At 48.9% G+C, this 23,796-nt stretch carries 22 protein-coding genes; 8 read left to right on the forward strand and 14 right to left on the reverse strand.

Annotated elements, in window-relative coordinates; genetic code table 11:
• Positions 1-43 precede the first annotated feature (43 nt).
• Positions 44-460, forward strand: a complete 417-nt coding sequence (locus tag V7051_RS16440) for a protein YgfX (protein ID WP_333876710.1) — start codon at positions 44-46, stop codon at positions 458-460.
• A gap of 13 nt (positions 461-473) precedes the next feature.
• On the opposite strand, the gene V7051_RS16445 is transcribed toward V7051_RS16440, so the two are convergent.
• The 3 genes from V7051_RS16445 to V7051_RS16455 all read right to left on the reverse strand — a co-directional run bounded on the left by V7051_RS16445 (position 474) and on the right by V7051_RS16455 (position 3,781).
• The gene (locus tag V7051_RS16445; RefSeq protein WP_333876709.1) at positions 474-968 is read right to left on the reverse strand and encodes a Crp/Fnr family transcriptional regulator; all 495 of its coding nucleotides are present in this window, start codon (positions 966-968) and stop codon (positions 474-476) included.
• 80 nt (positions 969-1,048) lie between these two features.
• A complete protein-coding gene (gene parC, locus V7051_RS16450; RefSeq protein WP_333876707.1) occupies positions 1,049-3,280 on the reverse strand; it encodes a DNA topoisomerase IV subunit A in 2,232 nt (743 codons plus the stop codon).
• A 3-nt stretch (positions 3,281-3,283) separates the two neighbouring features.
• The gene (locus V7051_RS16455) at positions 3,284-3,781 is read right to left on the reverse strand and encodes an acyl-CoA thioesterase (protein WP_333876706.1); all 498 of its coding nucleotides are present in this window, start codon (positions 3,779-3,781) and stop codon (positions 3,284-3,286) included.
• A 307-nt stretch (positions 3,782-4,088) separates the two neighbouring features.
• Between V7051_RS16455 and V7051_RS16460 the strand changes: the two genes are divergently transcribed.
• Positions 4,089-4,331 carry a hypothetical protein gene (locus V7051_RS16460; RefSeq protein ID WP_333876704.1) on the forward strand — a complete coding sequence of 81 codons (243 nt, stop codon included), beginning with the start codon at positions 4,089-4,091 and terminating at the stop codon, positions 4,329-4,331.
• Positions 4,332-4,523: 192 nt separating this feature from the next.
• On the opposite strand, the gene folP is transcribed toward V7051_RS16460, so the two are convergent.
• Positions 4,524-5,360, reverse strand: coding sequence for a dihydropteroate synthase (folP, locus tag V7051_RS16465; RefSeq protein WP_333876703.1), 837 nt, complete (start codon positions 5,358-5,360; stop codon positions 4,524-4,526).
• A gap of 80 nt (positions 5,361-5,440) precedes the next feature.
• Here folP and V7051_RS16470 point away from each other — a divergent pair, with 80 nt between their 5' ends.
• The 4 genes from V7051_RS16470 (at position 5,441) to V7051_RS16485 (ending at position 9,267) form a co-directional block, all read left to right on the forward strand.
• Positions 5,441-5,977 carry a flavoprotein gene (locus V7051_RS16470; protein ID WP_333876702.1) on the forward strand — a complete coding sequence of 179 codons (537 nt, stop codon included), beginning with the start codon at positions 5,441-5,443 and terminating at the stop codon, positions 5,975-5,977.
• A complete protein-coding gene (locus V7051_RS16475) occupies positions 5,974-7,362 on the forward strand; it encodes a DUF6513 domain-containing protein (protein ID WP_333876700.1) in 1,389 nt (462 codons plus the stop codon). The genes V7051_RS16470 and V7051_RS16475 overlap by 4 nt, the downstream gene beginning before the upstream one ends.
• Positions 7,363-7,540: 178 nt before the next feature.
• Positions 7,541-8,215 carry a DUF447 domain-containing protein gene (locus V7051_RS16480; protein ID WP_333876698.1) on the forward strand — a complete coding sequence of 225 codons (675 nt, stop codon included), beginning with the start codon at positions 7,541-7,543 and terminating at the stop codon, positions 8,213-8,215.
• Positions 8,212-9,267 carry a (5-formylfuran-3-yl)methyl phosphate synthase gene (locus V7051_RS16485; RefSeq protein ID WP_333876696.1) on the forward strand — a complete coding sequence of 352 codons (1,056 nt, stop codon included), beginning with the start codon at positions 8,212-8,214 and terminating at the stop codon, positions 9,265-9,267. Before V7051_RS16480 ends, V7051_RS16485 begins: the two co-directional genes overlap by 4 nt.
• A 328-nt stretch (positions 9,268-9,595) precedes the next feature.
• On the opposite strand, the gene V7051_RS16490 is transcribed toward V7051_RS16485, so the two are convergent.
• The 4 genes from V7051_RS16490 to V7051_RS16505 all read right to left on the reverse strand — a co-directional run bounded on the left by V7051_RS16490 (position 9,596) and on the right by V7051_RS16505 (position 15,195).
• A complete protein-coding gene (locus V7051_RS16490; RefSeq protein WP_333876694.1) occupies positions 9,596-12,244 on the reverse strand; it encodes a chemotaxis protein CheW in 2,649 nt (882 codons plus the stop codon).
• A 442-nt stretch (positions 12,245-12,686) separates the two neighbouring features.
• Positions 12,687-13,895: an HDOD domain-containing protein gene (locus V7051_RS16495; RefSeq protein ID WP_333876692.1), complete on the reverse strand. Its 1,209-nt coding sequence runs from the start codon at positions 13,893-13,895 to the stop codon at positions 12,687-12,689.
• A gap of 133 nt (positions 13,896-14,028) precedes the next feature.
• Positions 14,029-14,310 (reverse strand): hypothetical protein, encoded by a 282-nt coding sequence (locus tag V7051_RS16500; RefSeq protein ID WP_333876690.1) that lies wholly within the window; start codon positions 14,308-14,310, stop codon positions 14,029-14,031.
• Between the two features lie 507 nt (positions 14,311-14,817).
• On the reverse strand, positions 14,818-15,195 hold the full coding sequence (locus tag V7051_RS16505) for a hypothetical protein (RefSeq protein WP_333876688.1): 378 nt from the start codon (positions 15,193-15,195) through the stop codon (positions 14,818-14,820).
• Between the two features lie 564 nt (positions 15,196-15,759).
• Here V7051_RS16505 and V7051_RS16510 point away from each other — a divergent pair.
• The gene (locus V7051_RS16510) at positions 15,760-16,236 is read left to right on the forward strand and encodes a MarR family winged helix-turn-helix transcriptional regulator (protein ID WP_333876686.1); all 477 of its coding nucleotides are present in this window, start codon (positions 15,760-15,762) and stop codon (positions 16,234-16,236) included.
• A 9-nt stretch (positions 16,237-16,245) separates the two neighbouring features.
• Here V7051_RS16510 and V7051_RS16515 read toward each other — a convergent pair whose 3' ends face one another.
• From V7051_RS16515 to V7051_RS16525, 3 genes are read right to left on the reverse strand one after another with little or no spacing between them, the layout of a single operon-like run.
• Positions 16,246-16,848 (reverse strand): nitroreductase family protein, encoded by a 603-nt coding sequence (locus tag V7051_RS16515; protein ID WP_333876684.1) that lies wholly within the window; start codon positions 16,846-16,848, stop codon positions 16,246-16,248.
• A gap of 33 nt (positions 16,849-16,881) precedes the next feature.
• Positions 16,882-17,739, reverse strand: a complete 858-nt coding sequence (locus V7051_RS16520; RefSeq protein WP_333876682.1) for a pirin family protein — start codon at positions 17,737-17,739, stop codon at positions 16,882-16,884.
• Positions 17,732-18,181: a DoxX family protein gene (locus V7051_RS16525; RefSeq protein WP_333876680.1), complete on the reverse strand. Its 450-nt coding sequence runs from the start codon at positions 18,179-18,181 to the stop codon at positions 17,732-17,734. Before V7051_RS16525 ends, V7051_RS16520 begins: the two co-directional genes overlap by 8 nt.
• 204 nt (positions 18,182-18,385) lie before the next feature.
• Here V7051_RS16525 and V7051_RS16530 point away from each other — a divergent pair, with 204 nt between their 5' ends.
• A complete protein-coding gene (locus V7051_RS16530) occupies positions 18,386-19,279 on the forward strand; it encodes a LysR substrate-binding domain-containing protein (protein ID WP_333876678.1) in 894 nt (297 codons plus the stop codon).
• 96 nt (positions 19,280-19,375) lie between these two features.
• On the opposite strand, the gene V7051_RS16535 is transcribed toward V7051_RS16530, so the two are convergent.
• From V7051_RS16535 to V7051_RS16545, 3 genes are read right to left on the reverse strand one after another with little or no spacing between them, the layout of a single operon-like run.
• Complete coding sequence (locus V7051_RS16535) at positions 19,376-20,572, reverse strand: efflux RND transporter periplasmic adaptor subunit (protein WP_333876676.1); 1,197 nt, start codon at positions 20,570-20,572, stop codon at positions 19,376-19,378.
• Complete coding sequence (locus V7051_RS16540) at positions 20,565-22,034, reverse strand: efflux transporter outer membrane subunit (RefSeq protein WP_333876674.1); 1,470 nt, start codon at positions 22,032-22,034, stop codon at positions 20,565-20,567. Before V7051_RS16540 ends, V7051_RS16535 begins: the two co-directional genes overlap by 8 nt.
• A gap of 2 nt (positions 22,035-22,036) precedes the next feature.
• Entirely contained in the window at positions 22,037-23,686 is a 1,650-nt protein-coding gene (locus V7051_RS16545; RefSeq protein ID WP_333876672.1) for a DHA2 family efflux MFS transporter permease subunit, read from the reverse strand.
• Between the last annotated feature and the right edge of the window lie 110 nt (positions 23,687-23,796).

Consider the following 23,796-nt stretch of genomic DNA (forward strand, 5'->3'; position numbering starts at 1 on the left):
ATAGGCATTACCCGCCAAAGCTAGAATAAAGGAGCGGCTTAACTTGCAAAAAAAACACGAACCCACGCTGCTGCTGGAGCTAAAGCCATCGAAGAAATTAAAGCGGCTGCTTGTGGTTATTCATCTACTGGCATTAGGCTCGTGCATCGCCAATGCTTTGCCGGTTGCAATCAAGTTGGCGCTGTTGACCGGAATTTGGCTACATTTTGAATTTACTGCTAAGCGCTTCAAAAGCGAGCAGTGCAAAATCAAACATACCGAAACATCAGGCTGGGAAGTATCCGACGGCAATGGCTTTGAACAGGTTCAGATTCTGGATTCAACAGTCATCACCATCTTCGCAATATTTCTGCATTTTAATAACAATGCCGATAAGCAATCCGTGCTTATCGTAAACGATGCATTACCGGAGGATGATTATCGGCGTTTTATCGTCAGGCTGAAAACTGCCGGTAAATGAAGCGTTAAACCTGCTAGATTTTCCGGAAGATCGGAATCGATTTTTCAGCAGATCGCCGAGTCTTAAGCCCCCAAGCCAGCAGATATTCAATCCGGCGATTTCCGTCGCTCAAGCGATTAAAAAGTATTTCAAATAATTTCTTGTAAAACGAATAGCCTTTATTGGGATGGGCATCCAGATACTCACCGAGCTTTTCGCCATTGATTTCCACTAAACAGCCATCGGTAATGGCTATAACGGAAGCGGTCCGTACAGATGACTCATGGAGACAAGTATCGCCAAAAAGGTCACCCTTCCCCAAATCGCCGACTCCCGTTTTTATATTTCGGCGTTCTTCCAGTTCCACATGCACAGATACGCGTAATTGACCGTTTTCAATAAAGAACAGGGACTTGGCCACATCGCCTTCCCTAACGATGACATCATTCGCATTAAAATGCCAACGCTTCCAAGCGACCCCTTGAATAAACTTTGGGTCATCGACTATTTCTTTAATTAAATTTTTCAAAGCTGTAAGTCTCTACTACTTAGCAAGTATTTAACAAAGCGCTCAGTTGAGGTAAATAAATTTTCGCAAAAACAGCACCATCAATCGCATTCCAAGCCATCGACTCGTTGAAAGCCCCGGGGCAATGACAAACCTCGTTTGGCACGACTACCGGAATAATGCTCAATATCCGCGCCTTTAAGCGTTAACTGGCGCTTACCGGCAATGATTTTCAGCTGGCCGTTTTCAGGCAGCGCCACGGCCGCGACCACATAATCTTTACCTGCAGCCAGGTCAGTTGTCGGAATTTGAATCAGCTTATTGCCTTTGCCTTTCGCTAAGGCGGGCAGCTCGGCCACCGGAAAAATCAGCAAGCGGCCTTGCAAAGTCACCACCGCAAGCGAATCGGCTTCACTGCGTATCGGCACAGGCTTTAATACCTTGGCGCCATCAGGCAGCGTGATCAGCAGTTTACCGGCCTTGTTTTTACTCAATAATTCTTTTAACTGAACCCTGAAGCCATAACCGAAATGGCTGGCAAGCACATACCAGTCATCGGGCTGGCCTGCCAAAAGATGCAGGAATAAAGAACCCGCCGGCGGATTAAGCCGTCCGGTCAACGGTTCGCCCTGGCTTCTGGCCGACGGCAAATCGTGCGAAGAAGTGCTGTAAGCCCGTCCGGTGGAATCTAAAATATAAACAGGATGCGTAGTCCGGCATCTGACCGCATCCAGAAAACTGTCGCCGGAACGATAACTTAAACTTGCGACATCAATGTCATGGCCTTTCGCAGCCCTTATCCAGCCTTTTTCGGACAGGATCACGGTTAACGGCTCATTGGTGATCAATGCCGTTGTTTCCAGAGCCTGTGCTGCATCCCTGGCAACAATCGGAGAGCGGCGGTCATCGCCGTATTTCTCCGCATCGCGCTCCAGTTCTTTCCTGATCAGGCGATTTAACAAGCGCGGCGAGCCCAGCGTTTTTTCCAGTGCGGCGCGCTCCAGTTCCAGCTCATCCTGCTCACCGCGGATTTTCATCTCTTCGAGCTTGGCCAAATGCCTTAACTTTAATTCCAGTATCGCTTCGGCCTGAATATCGGTAATTCCGAATCGTTCCATCAACACCGGCTTGGGATGATCTTCACTGCGAATAATCGCGATGACTTCGTCGATATTCAGATAGGCAATCAGTAAACCATCCAAAATATGCAGCCGTGCTAGCACCTTATCCAGCCGGTATTGCAATCGTTTTCGCACGGTCTCGGTACGAAACGACAGCCATTCGACCAGGATGCCTCTGAGCCCTTTCACCTTGGGCCTGCCATCCAGTCCTATCATGTTCATGTTGACGCGATAGCTTTTTTCCAGGTCGGTGGTGGCGAACAGATGCGACATCACCTCATCCGCATCGATCCGTTTCGAGCGCGGAATCACCAACAAACGGGTCGGGTTTTCATGATCCGATTCATCGCGCAAGTCTTCAATCATCGGCAGCTTTTTCGCCAGCATTTGCGCGGCTATCTGCTCCAGCAATTTAGCCCCGGAAACCTGGTGCGGCAGCGCTGTGATCACGATATTGCCGTCTTCCTGTTCGTATTTGGCGCGCATTTTTATCGAGCCGCCGCCGCTGATATACATTTTTTGTATGTCCTCGGCTGAGGTGATGATTTCCGCATCGGTCGGATAATCGGGGCCTTTGACATGAGTAAACAGCATTTCCAGCGTACTGTCCGGATCATCCAATAACTGTATGCAGGCATTGGCCACTTCCCGCAGATTATGCGGCGGTATGTCGGTCGCCATGCCGACCGCGATGCCCATGGTGCCGTTCAGCAATATATTCGGCAACCGCGCAGGCAACAGCACAGGCTCTTTCAACGTCGCATCAAAATTATCCGCCCAGTCCACCGTACCCTGCCCCAGTTCGCTCAGCAAGGTTTGCGCATAGGCGGTCAGCCGCGATTCTGTGTAACGCATCGCGGCAAAAGATTTAGGATCGTCCGGCGAGCCCCAGTTGCCCTGCCCGTCGACCAATGGGTAGCGATAGGAAAAATCCTGCGCCATCAATACCATTGCTTCATAACAGGCGGAATCGCCGTGCGGATGATATTTACCCAACACGTCACCGACGGTTCTGGCCGATTTTTTAAACTTGGCTGTCGCGGTCAAACCCAACTCCGACATCGCATAAACAATACGCCGCTGTACCGGTTTTAAGCCATCGGCGATATGCGGCAAGGCCCGGTCCAGAATCACATACATGGAATAATCCAGGTAGGCTTTTTCGGTAAAATCCTTTAACGGCAGTTGCTCAAAATTTCCCTGTATAATCATAAATTACAGCTCATCCTTTAATAATTCCACATGCAAGGCACGATTTCTCTCCAGGCTTTCCTGGCGCATTTTTTTACGCATTTGGGCCGCTTCATAAAGTCTTTTTTCCACTTCGTTATCCAATTGTAGTCTCGGAACTTCCACCGTTTGTCCATGCTCATCCATGGCGACCATCGTAAAATAGCAGGAAGTCGTATGTCTTTTTTCATCGGTTCTTAAATCCTCGGCAAAAACCTTGACGCCAATTTCCATCGACGAACGACCGACATAATTAACGTGCGCATAGAAGGTAACCAGCTCGCCGACATTAACCTGTTGTTTAAAAAACACCTGATCGAGCGCCGCTGTAACCACGTATTTTTTACAATATTTTGCCGCACAGGCATAAGCCACCTGATCCAGCAATTTCAATAAAGAACCACCGTGTACATTGCCGGAAAAATTAGCCATATCCGGCGTCATCAATACCGTCATCGTTAGGGATTTTTCTTGTTTGGTCATTAAAGTCTCATTTCCTGGGCCTGACATTTATTGCTGGGATATTTTTCGGCCATCGCACTGACGATAAGCCTATTAGGGTTAGCGATTATAAATCTTAAAAAGTTATCTTTATTCATATAATTTAAATTTTAAATATACAAAGACAACAGACCGACAAAAAGCGCCGCCTAGCCTGACCGGCTTTTTGTTTTTAAAAGCATCAAGTAGTAGTTGCGGTAACGTGATGATGGGATTAGCATGCTGAATGCCAGACTCAAATATCTGGTGGGATTTCATTTTTCTTTCAATCAGTTATCGGGAGATCATTATGTTAGACCAAAACGAACATTCCAACAAAACCGACCCATCCCAGCCCTCAACGGATTCAGACGCCCCTGTAGAAAATGTTGTAGGGAGCTTTAAAGCACTTTTAATATCCATTGGCGGCGTGCTGCTGGTTTTATCCATTCTTGTATTACTACCGATGTTTCTTACCTATTTATCAGAGGGTGATTATCGAGCTCCGTCAGAGATTCATCCAACAGACACCGGCCAAACGTATAAGCCCTGACAACTAAGCAGACAAAAAAGCCTACACGATAGACATCGGCTTAAGTCATTTCATCAGGAAAACATGAACAACTGCATGATAGATATTTTTCGCCCCGGCAACTGCTCCCGCGCAGAAGTGTGCCGGGACGAAAAATTTTATCGTGATTTTTCCTCGCGGTCTTTGTGTCTTTGTGGTGGCGCATCAATCGAGTTAAGTTGATAGCTGCGACCTGCTCTGTTTAATTGCCCAAGCCACATCGGCTGCCTGCCGGTTTTCCTTAACATCATGCACCCGAAACATCTGCACGCCCGCCATCACGCCTAAAGCCGTCGTCACTGCTGTGGCGGTAACCAAGTCAGACGGATCGCTGACATCACAAATCGTACCCATAAAACGCTTACGACTGGTGCCTAACAAAACCGTAAAACCCGTCGCCACTAACGCATCAAGATGGGCCAGCAAATCGAGGTTATCCTGCTTGCGTTTGCCGAAACCGATGCCCGGATCGATTGCAATCGCTTCTTTTTTAACGCCCGCTTTTAACGCTGCATTAATACTTTGATTTAGCGTATCGAGTACATTCCGCACGACATTGTCATAATGAGGATTGTCCTGCATGGTCTTCGGCGTTCCTTGACTGTGCATCAAAATAATCGGCACGCCTGTTTCCGCAGCCAATGTCAAAATTGCCGGATCCGCCCTACCCCCTGAAACATCATTGATGATATTAGCCCCGGCATCCAGAGCCGCTTTGGCGACAGCGCTTAAAGTCGTATCGATACTGATTAAAATATTGCTCTCTAACTGTTGCCTGATGGCTTCAATCACCGGGACCACCCGCTCGATTTGCTCACTAGCGGCAACCGAATCAGATCCGGGACGGGTTGATTCTCCGCCTATATCGATAATATCGACGCCTTCGGACAACATAAGTTCAACCTGTTGTATCGCGGCATCGAGGGCCGAGTATTTACCGCCATCGGAAAAACTATCCGGCGTTACATTTAAAATCCCCATAATCAATGGATTGTTAATATTCCTGAACATTCCCTAAAAACTCCTGTGTACGAAATCGGCGTATTGATTCATGTATAATGGCCGCATGTTTTCGACTCTAACTAAATTTAATGGATAAGCCACGATTAGCCTGGGCCATTACCGGCTCCGGTCATTATATAGAAGAATGCCTGGACTTCCTGCTGACGCTGGACAATGTTGATTTATATTTGAGTCAAGCCGGAGAAGAAGTCTTGAAAATGTATGGCATTAATCTTGATGACGTCCGCAAAAAAATGTCGGTATACCGCGACAAAGCCGCTTCAGCGCCGCCGGTTGGACATTTTTATAAAGGCTATTACCATACCTTTGTCATGGCGCCGACCACGTCGAACACGATTGCCAAATGCGTGCTCGGAATTGCCGATTCGCTGGTGACCAATCTTTATTCCCAGGCCGGGAAATGCAAAGTTCCCAGCATTGTCTATCCTTGCGACATAGCGCCGGAAATGGAAACGACCGCGCCGAGCGGAAAAGTCATGGTTTATCCGCGTAAAATCGACCTGGAAGGCACGGCCAAATTACGTACTTTCGAATACACCAGCGTCGTAGAAAGTGTCGACGAATTGATTATCACAGTTAAAGAACGGCTAAAATCGTTAGCATGAGCGAACATATCCTCTTTCTTACCGGCAGACTGGCGGAAAAACAGCTGCATAGCATTCTGGAAAAAATGCAGCCGGAATTCACCTATACCGTGCATGAGCTGGGGCTTAAGGTCGCCGCATTGATGACTGCGGACATGATCGGCCGCCGCTTGACCGACACTTTCGGCGCCGATCGCATTCTGGTGCCCGGACGTTGCCGAGGCGATTTGGAAACCTTATCCAAAGACTTGGGTTTACCGATTGAGCGAGGTCCGGACGAACTTAAAGACTTGCCGATGTTTTTCGGTCAAGCCGCGCACAAGATTGATGTAAATCGCTACAGCGTCAAAATCTTCGCCGAAATCGTCGATGCGCCCAATGTCAGTGTGGAAGAAGTCGTTAATCGCGCCTACTACTACAAACAAAACGGTGCCGATGTGATCGACATAGGCTGCTTGCCGAGCACCGATTTTCCGCACATGGAAGACATCATCCGCACCTTGAAGCAGGAAGGATTTACCGTCAGCATCGATTCGCTTGAAGCGGACGATTTGCTCAGGGGCGGCAAAGCGGGCGCAGATTACATGCTCAGCCTGCACGAAAGCACCTTATGGGTTGCCGATGAAGTCGCAGCGACGCCGATTTTAATCCCGGAAAAACATGAAGACCTGTCCTCACTGGATAGAGCCATCAACATCATGCAGGCAAAAAACCGGAGTTTTATCGTTGACCCGATTTTAGATCCGCTGCATTTCGGCTTTACGCAATCCATCGTGCGTTACCATGAAGTCAGGAAGAACCATCCCGATATTGAAATGATGCTGGGAGTCGGCAACATCACCGAACTGACCCATGCCGATACCATGGGCATGAACGCCTTGCTGCTGGGCATCTGCTCGGAACTTAACATCAACAGCATTTTGGCGACCCAAGTCAGCAAACATGCCTGCCGGGCCGTCAAAGAAGCTGATCTGGCGCGCCGCATCATGTTTGCGGCAAAAGGACATAACATGTTGCCCAAGCATATCGATCCCGGTTTAATGGCCTTGCATGAAACCTCGCCCTTTCCTTATAGCTTGGATGAAATCAAAGAACTGGCAGGACAGATCAAAGACCCCAGTTACCGCGTCCAGATCAGCGCCGAAGGCGTGCATATTTTCAACCGTGACGGCATGCACAGCGCTACCGACCCGTTCGACCTGTTTCCGAAACTGCATGTTGAGACCGATGGCGGCCATGCTTTTTATCTGGGCGTCGAACTGGCTCGTGCTGAAATAGCCTGGCAGTTGGGTAAACGCTATAGCCAGGATCAAGCATTGCAATGGGGCTGTGCAACCGACAGCGCAGAAACCACCGTTGACCTGCATACTTTTAAACCGGCCGGAACCACATTAAAAAAGCATTAATGATTGCATCCTCTTATTACCCACAGGCAATGGCAAGTCAACAAGTGATTAAAAGCTTTTTATTCACCACGAAGACACGAAGGGCACGAAGAAATAAAACTTCGTGTCCTTCGTGTCTTCGTGGTGATAATTTTTTAATCATTTTTTGATTTGCCTGTTTTTTAATAAAAAATTACTAATGATTCAAGAAACCATAGTCACCACTCAGAACAGTTCGGGCATGGCGCATATTGCGCCCATGGGGGTTTATTTATCCGCTGAAGCGCAAGACGAATTTATCATCCTGCCGTTCCGTCCTTCAACCACGCTGAACAACCTGCTGGAAAGCAAAACCGCAGTCATCAACTATTGCGATGACGTGCGAGTCTTTGCCGGATGCTTAACCGGGCGGCGCGACTGGCCGTTGAAACCGGCGGAAAAAATCAACGGCCAAGTGCTAGCCTGTTCGCTGGCGCATACCGAAGTCGAACTGATCCGTGTTGAGGACGACGAGACCCGGCCCAAATTATTCTGTAAAGCCGTGCATACCGCTAATCATGCGCCTTTTAGAGGCTTTAACCGCGCCCAATATTCAGTGCTGGAAGCGGCGATTTTAATCAGCCGATTAAATATGCTGCCGCTGGAAAAAATACAAACGGAAGTCGACTATCTGCGCATCGGCCTGGAAAAAACAGGCGGAAACCGGGAATTGGAAGCCTGGGGCTGGTTGATGACCGTCATCGAAAATCATATCGCCACGGATGGCGTGTATGCCGCAGGCCAGTCGGGAACTGGCGCGGCGATCGCCACGGACGGTGTATCTGCCGTAAGCCGGTCGGGAACTGGCGCGGCAAAAGCCGGGATCAGCTCATGACCGGAATGCTTGCCAGTGTTAACAGCGTAGAAGAAGCCTTATTAGCGTTAACTGCAAACGTCGATATTATTGACCTGAAACAACCGGCCTTAGGCGCTTTAGGCGCGCTTGAAACCGACCTTGTCACAAGCATTGTTGTTGCAATTGGCGGCCGTCGCCCCGTCAGCGCCACCGTTGGCGACCTGCCAATGGAACCTGAGCTTGTTTACTCGGCAGTCAAAAACATGGCCGAAACCGGCGTCGATTATATAAAAATCGGTTTTTTTTCCGGTGGCGACTGGCAGGGAACTATAGAAAAACTCGCTATGCTGCCGCGAACAATGAGTCTAATCGCTGTATTATTCGCCGATACCCATCCTGATTTTTCTGTCATAGATTCGCTAGCGAATGCCGGTTTCAAAGGCGTAATGCTCGATACTATGAACAAAAACAACGGCGCCTTGACTCAAGTCATGCCCCAGACCGACATAGCGCAATTTGTCAGGCTGGTAAAAGACCGGCAGTTGCTGTGCGGACTGGCCGGTTCGCTCAAGCTCGACGATATAGCCGAACTAATCCCTTACCAGCCTGATTATCTTGGTTTCAGAGGGGCATTATGCCTGGATCACAACAGAACGGCACAATTAAACAAGTCATCAATTATGCAAATAAAACAGACTATAGCGGAACATCATCAGAATCCGCTCCAATCAGAAAACTCTGAAAACCGCATTTTGATTGCCGATGATAGTGAAATAAACCGATTGATACTGGCCAACATGCTGGAACTCAACGGCTACACCGTTGACGCAGCCGCTAACGGTAGGGAAGCCCTGCAATTCATCCGCAAAAATCCCTATAAATTCGCGCTCATAGATCTCAGTATGCCGGTTATGTCAGGACTGGAAATGGTGAAGATCCTGAGAGAACAGCATAACCCGTTAAAAACTGCCGCAATCAGCACTTTTGCTGTCGACAGTCAAAGAACTGAAGCACTGGATGCCGGGTTCGATTACTGCTTAACCAGGCCGATTGATGAAGAACAATTGATTGCGTTGATAAATCTACGCTAGATTTTTTCAGAGGATAGGCACAATTTAGCCGCCATTCAATGCGACATCGGTTTCACTCATTGAAGCTCTTTCAAATTGTGACATAGTCATTCAACAAAAGGCGGGAACTGACCGAAGGATGCAATAATGCCTTTGCTTTTGGAAACGTACCCATAAATTCGCAATTTCGCCGATAAAAAACCGAATCTCAAATCGCATCCATGTGTGCTGGATACCGGCACAAATCCCTCTGGAACAAATTTGCATTTACCGAAGGACTCAGGACCGGTATCACGTACTGTTTAAACAAAGAAGTGATAGATCGCAAGTTTTTTAACCACCATTAATTTCACCCTGCTTTTTTATGATCAATCACATTGCGAGGGGTTGCCAAGGATGGCTCAGTCATACTCGACGCCAACTTCTGCGCAAGACGTTCGCTGCTGAGAACCAGCAGCAAACACTCTTCGTCAGGTTTATCCGGAGCAATTGCCGCATCCGCAAGCAACGCCCCGCCTCCTATAACGGCCGGTAATGTATTCATCCGTGACTCATGGACCTCCGGAATTTCACCCAGGGCATCCGCAATAACGCCGAACCGGGTACTTTCATTCTTTTCTATCACGATGACCTGCTGCGCTTTGCGATTCACCGGTTCCGCATCACCCCGGGTTGTACATATTCTGTTCCTAACATCGAATACAGGCATCGGTAGTCCTTCGTACATTAAATATCCAACACAATCGGCACCGGCACCGGGTGCCGGTGTAATGTTCACAGTATCGACCGCTTCCATAATTTGGTTAGCACGAATGCCGAACCATTCATGTCCTAGCCGAAAGGTTGCAATTTCCACAGTGGTTTCGGCACGCCCTCGATCGGAGCGTATCATAGGACAAAGAGCCGTTTCCGTTTCCCCTCGATTTTCGGTCATTGCGCACAGCTCCTTGCCCACGAGCGCAATCACTTCGTTGCTATAGGAATCGGACTCACTTTTATATTCACGATAACCGCTGGAAGCATGGGCGCCTATCGCATAATAATGACCTTTTAGGGAGATGACATCGGTCATTTCTTCCCCAGGAGAGAGATTGCACAAGGCCGGGGAAATCGTAAGCCTCTCGCCGGGATTAAAGCGGTCATCCGAACAGGCCAGAACCCGGCCATCCCGCGACACAAAAACGCCAAATGAACTTGAATCGATCTGTCCTTCGGCATCCTTAGGCAGGGCGTCGCGCAACATCGCCGAAAACTGCGGCGCCGAATCGAATACGATACCAATGCCGCCGACAACCCGCGCCCCTTCAGAATCCCTAATTGCCGCCCCATAGATATAAGTATGGCGGCCTTGATAGAAGCGAGTCTCGATAAAGTCAGACACTGCGTAACCCTGCGAGTCTGGAAGCATCAGGACGCGCCGCTGCCATTCTTCCCCAACACTTTGGCCAACCAGAGATATTTCGCCGGGATTGGAGACCGCCACGATCCTCCCGCCGGCATCAAAAACGATCAGATTAGTGTAAACGGTGTACAGGCTATTGATATAAGCCAGGATGCTCGAAATGCGCGCCCTGCCCGCATCGGAAACCTCACCCTCAGAGAGCAACTCGCGAAACGATGATGTCAACGCCCACCACCGGCAATCGTTGGCGCGCTCGTAAAGATTGCGATCCATGATGTCAATCGCCAAAGATGCCTGAAAACGGCTATCCTCCAGTACCGACGAAACGACGGTCTCATGCAGGTTTGCAATAGAACGTTGAAAAACCGCCTGCGTCCTGGCCCCGGTATTACTGATTTCCCACAATAAAATCTTCGAGAAGCCGGTATCTTTTGCCTTACCGAAACGGCATTGCCGAACGTTTCCATTCCAGACCGAGCGATTGAGATCGCGCTGAATCAATTCTGCATGTTGAGGAATATTGCGTAAGCTTTCGCTGAACAACTGTGAGCGTTCCATAATTGTATCGAGCGATTCTTGAGGAATATTTTTCAGCAACCCTGAAGAATCCCGGTTAAATGCATGCTGCAAAGGCAACATTACATGTGCATACCACTTTGGCCCTGCGTAGCCTTGGTAACCACTGCTGCAACGAGTAGAGGCCAGATACTCCTGGCCGGCAAATCGCTGTGCACGGTACTCCCGGTCCAAAACCGGCGTTAACTTAGCCCCAAGCGGCACATGATAAATATCCGAACTGGCAATCACCCGTCCTTCGCTATCCAGCAGGGTAATGACAGACCAATCGTCCGGAGCAACGAGATTGGCAAAAATCCCCTTTAATTCATTATCGAATCTAAAACATAAACAAAGTACACCCAGCGCCTTATTTTCTCCATCTACGACGCGGAACGAGTAAATCAGGGAACAATTTTCTTCCGGCAAAAAGTCGACCCGGTCAAAAGTCTCTACATAACCATCCGGCGTTTCCAGGGAAAGCTGCAAAAGCGGGTGCTGGGTGCGCTCTACGCCGATAGTATCTTTAAGCCGGATTAGAATCTCGCCATGGATATCCAACAAGACAACGTCGGAATACACCGAATATTTAGCGACATATTCGGAAAAACGCTCCCGAAGCAGGGACAACCCCGCTTCCAGTTCCTGTTTTCTGGAATACTTGCCTTTCAGGCTATTAGCATCCCTGAGCACTGCGCATATATCGTCATCCGTAGCCAAAAAACCGATGTCGGCGGTACGCTCAAATAAATTCCTGACCAAGATGTCGATTGCGACTTGCGCCTTCGATGTCATCTCCGACACACATTTTCGCAGAGTTTCACTTGCAAGCTGATTAAGCAGTGATCCCGTTAATTTTTGGAAGGATTGACGGGTACCGTTCATATCGGTACCCGTTCCGGACAACTGCCCGAGCAAGGTCAAATTGTCCCAAACACTTTGTAAGTTATTCAGCTCGTCCCGGCATTCGTCGACAGCTTGCATATGCCGTATCATTCCTATTAACCCTTCTTCGAGATCGATATTTTTATAATTAGTCATCAGAAGTACTCTAAATATTTTAAGATTCTGCAAGTATTATCGGCAGAGCCACTTGCAAAATTCATTAAAGCGGGAGCCATTACCAGACTAAAAAGAAACGTCTAAAAGACTAAAAATATCAACAAATGAGCAAGTTGCGCGCAACATTATCACAGACATTGGTAATTCTCAATTTAAAACCTTACTAATTGCTAGGAATTTATTTCCCAACTTATCCAGTCAGCCGCTACGGCTTGACGACAGCTATCTACAGAGCAGAGCACGGAAATATTAGAACAAGATGAAATCGAGAATTAACCTGAAAATGCCTGGATTTGTGGAAAATTTCAGAGCGGTAGGATAACGATTGGAATTTTTCCCAAACTTAACAATATTGGATAATACAGATCTATTCCTGCCAGTGCCGGCCGGGTTGCAAGCTACAACTTATCGTTTAAATTGCTTAACTGAATACCGTTTTCATGGTTTTATTAATTTGTTGCTTGGCTTCAGTCAGGATACTCAAGGAGAGTTCCGGGGAAAGTGAAAAGTTCTTCAATTTATCGGCCGCGGGAATAGAGGCGATGGGAGGCAATTCAGGCATGTTTGGCTGTCCGATTTTGCTGTGTAACCGGGACAGTATAACTATGTCGGTTAAACTCAGTTCTCTGCCGCTGTTGTGATACCAGTCCTCAGAATAAACCGGGACTTTAAGAAACTCTTCCGAAAATCCCCAATCGCGCAGGATCTTATATCCTACAGCCTTTTTAACGTGAGGTAAGGCCTGTTCGATATCTGCTTCAGAGCAATACTTTTTAGGAAAATTTGCGGCAAAACTTAAGAAAGGCACCGCACCTATATCGCAAATAAGCCCTGCAAGTAGCGCCTCTTGTGGATCGACTTGCTTGGTTGTAGTGGCTAAAACATAACTGAGCGTGGAAATATAAAAGCTCTGCTGCCAGATTTTATCGATGTATTTTTGTATGAGCGGTGAATTGTTTTTGAAAATACGGCTGAAGCTCAAGCCAATGACCAAGTTGCGGGTTGCATTCAAACCAATACGGTTTATCGCTTCAAAACAGCTTTTTACCGGCGTTACATTGACATACAGAGGACAGTTGGCCAAGCCGATAAGCTTGGCTGAAATAACCGGGTCCAGTTGGATGACTTTTACAATATCGTTAATGTCCGCATCGTATTGCTGCATCGCATTACGCAATTTAATCGCCGTATCCGGCAATGAAAGTATATCAAGCTCTTCATAATTATAATGATGAAAAAAGCAGGTCATCAGACGGTTTTCAGTTAACTCGTCAGGAATAACCAGCTTTGACAGCTCTGATGCGGGGGCATATTTGGGGGACATGATTTTTTGCGAGACCCGCAAGACGCTCACATCGGTTTTAGCTATCGCCGTTGCTGTATGTATGGAACCGCTTGAGAGCGGAAATTTGGCTTCGCTGGTTCCGGACACTATTTCATAAACTCTGTCGTTTTTATCCGACAAAGAAACGCTACCCTTTAGCAAATATAACGCGGAGTCGGTTTTATCGCCGGAACGAAACAGGATAGTATGCTTAGGAAAAACCTCGGATTTAAGATCCGATGTAAACGCTAACAGCTTTTCATCATCGTAATTCCTGATCGGAAAGAGCTTTTGTACGACAGGCATTGAAATGTTTTCGGGAACAAGGCTGCATATGGGCAACATACTTTTATTTTTCTTTAACGACGATGAAAGAAAGTCCATGTTTATTTCCATAAAATCAATTGAAAACAGGTAATCTAAAAAACGCTAAATGCACTTAAAATGAGCTGCTTAGTCCTCTTTTGCGCTTTATATCATCGAGTTTTATCGCATTCATGGCATTACCGATCGATACAAGGCTCAATTTTGCGTTACCGTTCGAGCCACGACCGCCGTCATCGAAATTTTTATGATTAAATTTAATAAAGTCCTCAAGCGCTTTTGAAGATCTTTCTTTACTGGAAAAAGGGCCGTAAACACCTTCACGAGCATTAAAAAACCACTCCATTAAACCTGTTTCGGCATTACGTTGGGAAAAAGTTCGGTCAATTTCAAACATGGCTGATTACCTATAATTTATGTACCGAGAAAAATTGCGGTACTTACCTTTCCTGCTCATCTACATTGCATTTGAATGCCGCCTTCCGGCGATGTGTATTTTCTACATAAGCATTTGCCTCATATTCGTCCGGAATCCGCCGCCGAGAGACACAAATCAAACATTGCTTAGAAGGACTATCGAATGCGCTTTGACGAAGCATTTAGTGTTGTGAAAACGGAGGCCTTCCGGATTTCATCAATTCCCTTGTTTTAAATACTAGCGAAATGCCCAAAGCAAAGAAATTAGTACGAATACATAGGCGGCTTACAAACGTCAAACCAGACAGCGTAATCCACGACTTTATTAATGATAGTCAAGCCCCCCAAAGTATCGACGAGACTCGGATCAGCCAATATGTCGTCAAGCCATACAAGCAAAAAACCCTTACTCGGAAATGCCGAATAAGGGTTAAGTTTGCGCTTCGTTTAAAAAAATGGATAGCCCGAAAGCGTATCCGTCTTTTTGTTAATGATTAGACGCGTATAGCTGTTTAATCTCTTTATACCGGTTTAACGCATCCATTAAAGACGCTTTAGCCGATTCCAGCTCATTATTCTGCAGAGCCATTCGCGCTTGCTTCAACACATTACTGGCCTGATTACGTTTTACATCAAGCACGTTATTAGCAATATCTTTTTGCAATTGCCGAGCATCGGTCACCATGTCTATAAGCGCTTCGTTGTTCGTGCCACTGTCCAGGGCGGCCTTGGCCTGTTCCACTTTAGCCAGCGTATTGTCGATAGCCGATCTAACATCTTCATATGATGGATTTGCCAAAGCAAAAGCAGTTGATGACATTGCAGTCATAATCAAAGAAGCCAGGATTTTTTTGAATGTATTCATGGGGTAAACCTCACAATTGATAAACGGAATATAGATACATAACGATTAGGATGAACTTTATGTAAACCGGATTCAGGCTGTTCGCTAAGTATGGTTAAATTCCAGCATATTTAGTTCTTATTAGGACTAAATATTGTTCTAATAAGAACTATTTTTTAATGCCCTGGCTTTTTCAATCGCTTATTTTACTCTGCCATTACCATATAATATTTATATCTCAAAATCTTATAATAATTCTCTTGCAAGGGTAACTGGGGTTCCGGCACCGTACTATTTCTGCCGTATAGTCGGCAGATCTTGCCGGGAAATATATAAAGCACCGGATATATGAATCCCTGCCTTACAACTTGGGGAATAAAATTTTCTGAATGTAACGTGGAAACGACGATATTTTGCATCTGTTTCAAATGATCGCTGCTAATTTTTGTCTGTCAGAAAAAACAGAAAACCTTAGCTCTATTCAAATAATATAAGTGGACAGCTTTGACTAATCATTAAAACTATTGAGGTTAAATTTAGTTCGGGCTACTATTTGGTACTAATTAAAACAATTAAATTCAGAAAATGAACTCTACCTCGACATTTCCAACTGTATTGCGTGAGCTATTACGAACACATCAAGCTTTTTTAGCCTATGCAGCCAGCCATGTGCACTCGCTGGATCTGACACTGCCGCAATACGATATTATTATCACCTTGGGTGATACAAGCGGCATGACCTTTAAGAAACTGGGCGAGAAAACTTTAATTACCAAAGGAACCTTAACCGGCGTAATCGGCCGCCTGGAAGACAAAGGCCTGGTTCAACGGGTCGCTTCGGAAACGGACGGCCGCAGTCAGATTGTAAGGCTAACGGCGGCTGGTGAAGATTTATATCAACATAGTTTTCCCGAGCATCTGGTTTTCATTAACCGGATATTTGATGATTACTCGCCAGAGGATATAGCGGACCTTGAACACAGCCTACGTCGGTTACATCAGACTGTAACCGCATTGCGTAGTAACGGGAGCGGTACGCTTACTGATGAAACCGATGAGTAAAGCAAAAGATCATTCAATCCCCTTGCCCCATTGTCCGGCGTAGAATTGTTCACTCAGTGCGACCCGAGAACGTGGGCTTAATTCGGCCTCTTTAAAATCGTCATCAAGCACATCAACATCGGCCTGATAGCCGACAGCCATCATTGCCATCGGCTTACAATCGCCCGGAAGATGAAAAACCTCCCTGGCTTTTTCAACATCAAAACCGCCCATTTGATGCACAACCAATCCCAACGCCGTTGCCTGCAAGCATAAGCTGAGGCTGGCGGCGCCGGTGTCATACATCGACCAACGATTAGGCTGGCCGTTATGGCTGAAATTATCCATGGCTACAGCCAGTATCAAAACCGGTGCATTCTTGGCCCATCGCTTATTCTTTTCAACCAGCGTTGTAAACGCATGTTGCCAGCCGGTTTCATCCGTAGCTTTATCGCACACCACAAACCGCCACGGCTGGCCGTTAAAACAGGACGGCGCCCAGTGCGCGGCTTCCAGCAGCGCCAGCAAATCATCATGACTGACCTGCCTGTCAGGATCAAAAGCCCTGGGACTCCAACGCGCCTGGATAATATCGTGAAGTTTTACACGGGTTGGTGCTGGTTTTTGCTGCATATTGCTCTCCTTAATCTTAGATAATAAACCGCTTCATAACGTCAATACGCCGTCACGGTAATCGCGAAACGCCTGTTCAATTTCTTCGGTGCTGTTCATTACGAACGGACCTGACTGCACAACCGGTTCTTTTAACGGAATCGCGGCCAATACCAAAAATTGCGCCGACTGATCTTGCGTTGCAAGCTGTATGTTATCACCGTTAGTTAACTGCCCCAGTTGTCCGGCCTTTAAAACCTTGTCCACCCCGATAGCCAGCTCGCCTTTGTAAACATAGACCAACACAGTATGTTGCGCTGCTATGGGTATATCAAGCTGTTGCTGTGGACTTAACAATACATCGAAATACAACGGCTGTGTCGTTACACCGGTCACCGCGCCGGATATTGCTTGCGTTTTACTAACATATTCACCGGCGATGACCTTGATGTAACCGCCGTCCGCCAATGCTACATGAGGAATTTTCTCGGCAGCAAACTCCTGGTAATGCGGCGGTTTCATTTTTTCTTTGGCGGGCAAATTAATCCATAATTGAAAACCGTGTAACAGGCCGTTTTCCTGTTCCGGCATTTCCGAATGAATAATGCCGTGCGCGGCCGTCATCCATTGCACATCGCCTGCCCGTAAATGCCCTTCATTACCCAGATGATCCCGGTGCAACATCGCACCTTCCAGCATATACGTCACTGTTTCAAAGCCGCGATGCGGATGATCGGGGAAACCTCCGACATAGTCCGTCGGCTGATCAGATCCAAACTCATCTAATAAAATAAAAGGATCGAAAGCGTTTTTTTGCTGCGGACTGACGATACGTTTCAGTTTGACACCGGCACCATCCGAAGTATTTTTCCCGCTGATTACCGCCGCAAGTTGTCGTGTTTGTTTATTCATCTTTAGCCTCCAATACGATCAGCGCATCCAGCGAATACTGTCCACCGCCGATAAAGATCAGTGCCGTGGTTGCCGATAATAAAGCCAGCGCATATTCGATCCCGTGCGTATCCAGAAAAAAGCCCTGTCCCCAATGCACCCAAAACAACGCAACCAGCATCGTTAGCGCATTAACCATTGCCGCCGGACGCGTCAACAAGCCCAGCATTAACGCGACGCCGCCAAAAAATTCCGCGCTGCCCGCCAATAACGCGATCGCAAACCCGGGAGTTAGCCCAACCGATGCCATCCATTGCCCGGTTCCATCCAATCCGTAACCGCCAAACCATGCAAATAATTTTTGGCCGCCATGCGCCGCCAGGATTAAACCGATAGGAAGCCGCAGTACGACAGCTTCCAAACCGGCGCCGGAAACCAGTGTTTTATTGATTAAATTTTTCATGATACCCTCTTAAACGTTAAAAAATTTGAAATGTCGGGATCATTATAGAATTGGCTGGAACAATAAAAAGCGGTCAATTTTGCTTAATAGATTCAAAATATTTGAACAGTAAGGCTATCGTCTGAATTGCCGCGCCATGTGGAGTGCAGGCTTCGATTTGTCCCGCCTTAAATTGATAGCCAACAATAAACATGAGCAGAAAACATGAAATATCCTATCACCCTTGATGCGCTGGAAGTGCTGGATGCAATTGCCCGAAAAGGCAGTTTCGCCGCTGCGGCTAATGAATTGTTTCGGGTTCCTTCGGCAATTTCTTATACCGTACAAAAACTGGAACAAGACCTGGATGTAGTCTTGTTTCGGAAGGAAGGCAGAAAAGCCGTACTGACCGAGGCCGGAAAAGTATTGCTCGAACAAGGCCGGGAAATTCTGGACGCAACCGAACGCCTGGCTATAGCCACCAAGAAAACCCATAGCGGCTGGGAGCCTGTTTTCAATATCGCGATAGATTCGATTTTAAATTTTGATTTCATCTACCCGTTAATAGCCAAGTTTTATGAAGTACTGCCGGATATCGAAATCAATATCTACGAGGAAGTGCTGGGCGGCGCGCAAGAAGCCATAACCAGCAACCGGGCTGACCTGGCGATAGGAGCAGGCGCTGAACCCACGCCGAATCAGGGTATTAAATATCAAAAGATTCGCCAGATCGAATGGCTTTTCACAGTTGCACCCGGACATGAACTGACCCAGGCATCATTGCCACTATCCCGGCAATTGATCGAGCAACACCGCTTTATCGTGGTCAGGGATTCATCCATGAATCAGGCGCCGCAAAGCCGTCGGATATTCAGCAAGCGACCGGTATTGAGCGTGCCGTCGGTGGCGGAAAAAATAAATGCCTTATGCTCGGGCTTGGGTGTCGGTTTTTTACCGGCCCACCGGATTCAGGCGTTGCTCGAACAAGGCCAGCTTATCGAACTGCCGGTAGAAAATGCAATACCGATAGAAACTTGCCACATGGCCTGGAAAACAACCAATAAAGGTAAAGTCTTGCATTGGTTTATCGAGCAGTTATCTGAGCATGATTTTATTTAATAGCCGATCAAAAGATTTTTTTATTCACCACGAAGGCACGAAGAACACGAAGAAAATATAAAACTTCGTGTTCTTCGTGCCTTCGTGGTGAATAAATTAACTAACCTGCTTTTTTGCCTGCCGATTCCCCTCAATAATCTTCCGAATCAACTCATCGGCACCGTCCAACTGATGATCGTAAACTTCGGTTTTATAGGCTGACTCCGGCGTAGTCGTTAACGGCTCCAGAACCGAGCGTCCGGGATGGCTGGTATCGATCCTCACCACCGCCGACAACCCCGGCCGCAACGGATTGGCCTTTAGCTCCTCGGCCCGCAAACCGATACGTACCGGCACCCGCTCGACAATATGGATGTAGTTGCCGGTAGCATTATCCGGCGGTAACAAACCGAATACACTGCCGGTACCCGCGCCCAAGCCCTGCACTTCGCCATGATAAACCACGTCGGAACCGTACAGATCGACAGTGATTTCTACCGGCTGACCGGGCTGCACATCGGCCAGCTCGTTTTCCAGAAAATTGGCCTCTATCCATAGATAATCCAACGGCACGATAGCCAGCAGCGGCATCTCCGGGCGAACCTGTTCTCCGGGCTGGATACTGCGTTTGGCGACGAATCCCGACACCGGCGCCACAATCTGCTGCCTGGCATTATCCAGGTAAGCCTGTTTCAATGCGGCGACCGCTTGCAACACCTTCGGATTATCGGCCGCGCTGGTGTTCTGAATCAACGCCTCAGAGCCACCCAATTCGGCGCGAATCTGGCGAACATCGGCTTCCAACTCGCGGACCTGAAACTCGCTATCCTCAATCTGCTGCGCCGATACCGCGCCATCGGCAGCGACGCTACGATAGCGGGCCAAATCGCGTCGGCTGCGATTCAGCAACGCTTCCTTGGCGATCAATTTTTCACGCAGCATATCGGCCTGGCTGAACAGCGTTTCGATCTGCCGCACACTATCCGCCAGATTGGCTTCGGCCCGCTCCAGCGCGACTCGCGTCTGCAAGCCGTCGAGGCGCACCAGCACATCGCCCTGATGCACATACTGGGTGTTATCGACTCGCACATCCACGACCGTGCCGCTGGTTTGAGCCTTCAACGGCGCTTGGTTGCCGATGATATAGGCATCATTGGTGACCACGACACGGCTGGCAACACTCCACCAGTAAATCAGGTAAATCAATCCAGCCAGCAACGCCACCACAGTCACTAACAACAGCCGATAACCGCGGTGCTGCCTCCGCTGATGAAAACCGAAGTGGCGCTGGGGTTTCTCAATTGTATTAGTCATGGTTGCCTACCTTTCCGGCATTAATTAGGTTTGTGTTTTCGTAGCCGCCGCCCAACGCTTCGATCAATCCGACTGCGGCCAGCAAATGAGCGGTGCTCAGTTCGCTGGCGGTCAGCTGTTGCCGGATCAGCGCCGCTTTGGCATCGATAACGCCGTCGCGGCTGCTGAGACCGGCCTGATAACGTTTTCCGGCCAACGTTGCTTCAGACTCGGCGGCTTCCAACGCGCGTTCCTGGGCTGTATCATGCTCCAGGGTTTGCCGCCATTCGGCCAGACTGTCGGCGACCTGTTGCACCGCTACCAGCAGTGTTTCGTTGTAACTCTCGGCGGCGGCATCGTAAGCCGCCTGCTGATTCTTCAATTCGGCCTCCAGCCGCCCGCCTTCAAAAATCGGCAAGGTAATGGTCGGCCCCATCCCATAAGCCACGCTCGCGCCATTGGACAGGAACAAATCCTTCAAATTAAGGCTGCGCAATCCGGCAAAACCGACCAAATTGACGTCGGGATAGAAATTGGTTTTCGCCACTTTGGTCGACTGGGCCGACGCCTCCACCCGCCACATCGCCGCCGCCACGTCCGGGCGATGCGCGAGCAGCCCCAGCGCTATCGCTTCCGGCTGCGGCAAATGTCCGGCAACCTTGTTTTCCGCCACGTGAATGGTTTTGCCCCAATCAGGCCCCTGCCCGACCTGCGCCGCCAGCCGATTGCGCAATATCTGCGCCTGGTTACGCACGCTGGTTTCGCGCTGCCGGGCCGCTTCCAACTGTTGTTTAGCGGCATAAACCAAATCCTGGCTGGTTAATCCTCGTTGCCAGCGCAGCTCGTCCAGTTGCATTTTTTCCTCGGCTTGCTCAGTCAGGCCATGGGCCAGTTCGATGTCTTCCTCGGACGAACACAGGCGGATATAGCTGCGGGCGATAGCTGTGCTCAACATCAGCCGCGCCATTGCCAATTCCGAAGCCTGAGCTTTCTCTTTGCCCAACGCCGATTCCAACGCCGCTTGATCCTTGCCCCACAGATCCAGGTGATAACGAAACACCACAGGATCGATGTAAGCGCCGGTAAACGTTTTGCCGCCGTTAGGCCCGTAAAAATCGGTTTCGGAAAAGCGGCGTTGATGAAATTCGACGCTGGATTTAATGCTGGGCAGCATCTCGGCGGCCTGATAATCAGCGACGGCTTCCGCCTGCGTCAGACGAGCCGCCGCCGCGCGCAGACTTGGACTGCCTTGCAGCGCGGTTTCTATCAACCGGTTCAGCTCGGCATTATGAAAATCCTGCCACCACTTCGCCTTCGGCCATGCCCGGACGATTTTTTCGGCTTGAGCATCGCTTTTCAGAGTTTGGTTCAAACTTGGCATGTCCAGCAGTTTGGCCCGAATTCCATCTTCCGGAAGCAGCGCGCAGCTATTCAGCAGCGACAGGCTCCCTGCCAACAGTATTATTTTGTTAAACCGGATCATGGCTACGGCTCCTCCATTAAATCTTCCAAAGCCGCCTGCCGACTATCGTCTTTAGGCAGCGCCGCAGGTTTAGGCCCGACCGGATGAGCAAGCCAGACCACTGCCGCCAAACCCATAAACAGCCAAGCCACGAAACGGAACGTATCGTCCAGGCCGAGGACCGCAGCATGCTGACCGGCTACCGCCGCCAATTTGGCGGTAGCCAACTGGTCTTGCAAACCGGCGGCATGCAAGCGGGAAAGAGTCTCTACGGACCAGCCGTCGTGCAGTGAAAAACTTTCAATCAACCGGCTTTGATGGAAGGCCGTGCGCCGCTCCCAAAATACGCCTAATAACGGCGAGGCGATGCTGCCGCCCAGTACCCGCATCATGCCGCCTAATTCAATCGCCTGGGTTTGCCGTCTCGGCGTCAAACCGAAAAGAAACAGTGTGGTCAGCGGCACAAACAAGCCGCCCAGGCAAAAACCTTCCAATACCTGCGCCCATAACGGCTGGCTAAACCAGCCGCCGCGCCCGAAAAAATCGTAGCTGCTGATCCAGGCGCAATACACTGCAAACAACAGCATGTTGATGCAAACCAGTAAGCGGGCATCGAAGCGATGCACGACCCGGTGCATCAGAGCAGCCATCGGCTTGGCCAAAAACACCAGCGGCAATAACACACTCCCGGCCAAGAACGAGGTATAACCGGCCACCACCTGCAAGCGCACCAGCAACACCGACAACAAACCGTACATCAACATAAAACTCAGGCTGAGCATGATGCTGCCGATTGCGAAATTACGTCGGCCTAACAGGCGCAAATCGAGCAACGGCGAGCGTTCCGCCAATTCCCAAACGATGAAGTAAACCAACATCAACAAGCCAACCAGCGCCACGCCGACCAACTGGACCGAGTTGTACCAATCCGCATCCTGGCCCTGATTCAGCACGGTCTGCAAGCACATCAACGCGGCAGACAGCAATAGGAAGCCGGCGCCATCAAACGGCATTTTTCGTTGCAAAGAGCGTCTATCGAACAGCAAAGCCCAGGCCAGTGCCGCCGACAGCAATGGCAGCGGCACATTCAGGTAGAACAACCAACGCCAGCCCAAATGATCGGCAACCCAACCTCCGGCTGCGGGCCCCAGCGTAAAAGGGCTTAATGCGGCAATGCTCCATAGCGACACCGCGAAGGATTTGGAAGATTCAGGATATTCGCGCATCAGCAGGGTTTGCGACAGCGGGATGGTCAAGCCGCCGAAAAAACCCTGTAGCGCCCTGCCCGACAAAAACCAGAACAAATCGCCGGTGACCGCGCACAGCAATGAAGCCAATGTCATCGCGACCATCGCCAGCAGATACAGCCGAACTTCGCCGACCGCAGCCGCCAGCCAGGAGCTGACCGGCAAAGCCAAAGCCAGAGAGATGAAATAATAGCTCTGCATCCAACCGGCGTGACTGGGGCTTACCCCCAGATCGCCGGTGGCATGCAGACTGACGGACGCGAACGCGCCGGTATTGAACAACACCAGGATGTTGCCCATCAGCAAACCGAAATTAAGGAAGAAAAACTGCACACCGGACAGTGTCCGCTTGCCGATCTGGGCGTTAAGACTGTCGTGGGTTAATGTCGCCCACGCTGCTCGGGCATTTTTATCGGTTGAAGTCATGGTGTTGCTGGGCTCGCAAGAACGGGATGTTATCCAGTAAAGTGCAAGACCTATGCCGTGGCTAGGCTATGTTCAACAACACAAATAAAATCAATTAGTTGATAGTTTTT

This window comes from Methylobacter sp., assembly GCF_036845245.1.
GTDB lineage: Bacteria > Pseudomonadota > Gammaproteobacteria > Methylococcales > Methylomonadaceae > Methylobacter_A.

What these genes read in the sequence shown, in the direction of transcription:
- parC (WP_333876707.1), bottom strand. Translation starts at nt 3,280, where the DNA reads ATGATTATACAGGGAAATTTTGAGCAACTGCCGTTAAAGGATTTTACC.
- V7051_RS16455 (WP_333876706.1), bottom strand. Translation starts at nt 3,781, where the DNA reads ATGACCAAACAAGAAAAATCCCTAACGATGACGGTATTGATGACGCCG.
- V7051_RS16460 (WP_333876704.1), top strand. Translation starts at nt 4,089, where the DNA reads ATGTTAGACCAAAACGAACATTCCAACAAAACCGACCCATCCCAGCCC.
- folP (WP_333876703.1), bottom strand. Translation starts at nt 5,360, where the DNA reads ATGTTCAGGAATATTAACAATCCATTGATTATGGGGATTTTAAATGTA.
- V7051_RS16470 (WP_333876702.1), top strand. Translation starts at nt 5,441, where the DNA reads ATGGATAAGCCACGATTAGCCTGGGCCATTACCGGCTCCGGTCATTAT.
- V7051_RS16475 (WP_333876700.1), top strand. Translation starts at nt 5,974, where the DNA reads ATGAGCGAACATATCCTCTTTCTTACCGGCAGACTGGCGGAAAAACAG.
- V7051_RS16480 (WP_333876698.1), top strand. Translation starts at nt 7,541, where the DNA reads ATGATTCAAGAAACCATAGTCACCACTCAGAACAGTTCGGGCATGGCG.
- V7051_RS16485 (WP_333876696.1), top strand. Translation starts at nt 8,212, where the DNA reads ATGACCGGAATGCTTGCCAGTGTTAACAGCGTAGAAGAAGCCTTATTA.
- V7051_RS16490 (WP_333876694.1), bottom strand. Translation starts at nt 12,244, where the DNA reads ATGACTAATTATAAAAATATCGATCTCGAAGAAGGGTTAATAGGAATG.
- V7051_RS16495 (WP_333876692.1), bottom strand. Translation starts at nt 13,895, where the DNA reads ATGCCTGTCGTACAAAAGCTCTTTCCGATCAGGAATTACGATGATGAA.
- V7051_RS16500 (WP_333876690.1), bottom strand. Translation starts at nt 14,310, where the DNA reads ATGTTTGAAATTGACCGAACTTTTTCCCAACGTAATGCCGAAACAGGT.
- V7051_RS16505 (WP_333876688.1), bottom strand. Translation starts at nt 15,195, where the DNA reads ATGAATACATTCAAAAAAATCCTGGCTTCTTTGATTATGACTGCAATG.
- V7051_RS16510 (WP_333876686.1), top strand. Translation starts at nt 15,760, where the DNA reads ATGAACTCTACCTCGACATTTCCAACTGTATTGCGTGAGCTATTACGA.
- V7051_RS16515 (WP_333876684.1), bottom strand. Translation starts at nt 16,848, where the DNA reads ATGCAGCAAAAACCAGCACCAACCCGTGTAAAACTTCACGATATTATC.
- V7051_RS16520 (WP_333876682.1), bottom strand. Translation starts at nt 17,739, where the DNA reads ATGAATAAACAAACACGACAACTTGCGGCGGTAATCAGCGGGAAAAAT.
- V7051_RS16525 (WP_333876680.1), bottom strand. Translation starts at nt 18,181, where the DNA reads ATGAAAAATTTAATCAATAAAACACTGGTTTCCGGCGCCGGTTTGGAA.
- V7051_RS16530 (WP_333876678.1), top strand. Translation starts at nt 18,386, where the DNA reads ATGAAATATCCTATCACCCTTGATGCGCTGGAAGTGCTGGATGCAATT.
- V7051_RS16535 (WP_333876676.1), bottom strand. Translation starts at nt 20,572, where the DNA reads ATGACTAATACAATTGAGAAACCCCAGCGCCACTTCGGTTTTCATCAG.
- V7051_RS16540 (WP_333876674.1), bottom strand. Translation starts at nt 22,034, where the DNA reads ATGATCCGGTTTAACAAAATAATACTGTTGGCAGGGAGCCTGTCGCTG.
- V7051_RS16545 (WP_333876672.1), bottom strand. Translation starts at nt 23,686, where the DNA reads ATGACTTCAACCGATAAAAATGCCCGAGCAGCGTGGGCGACATTAACC.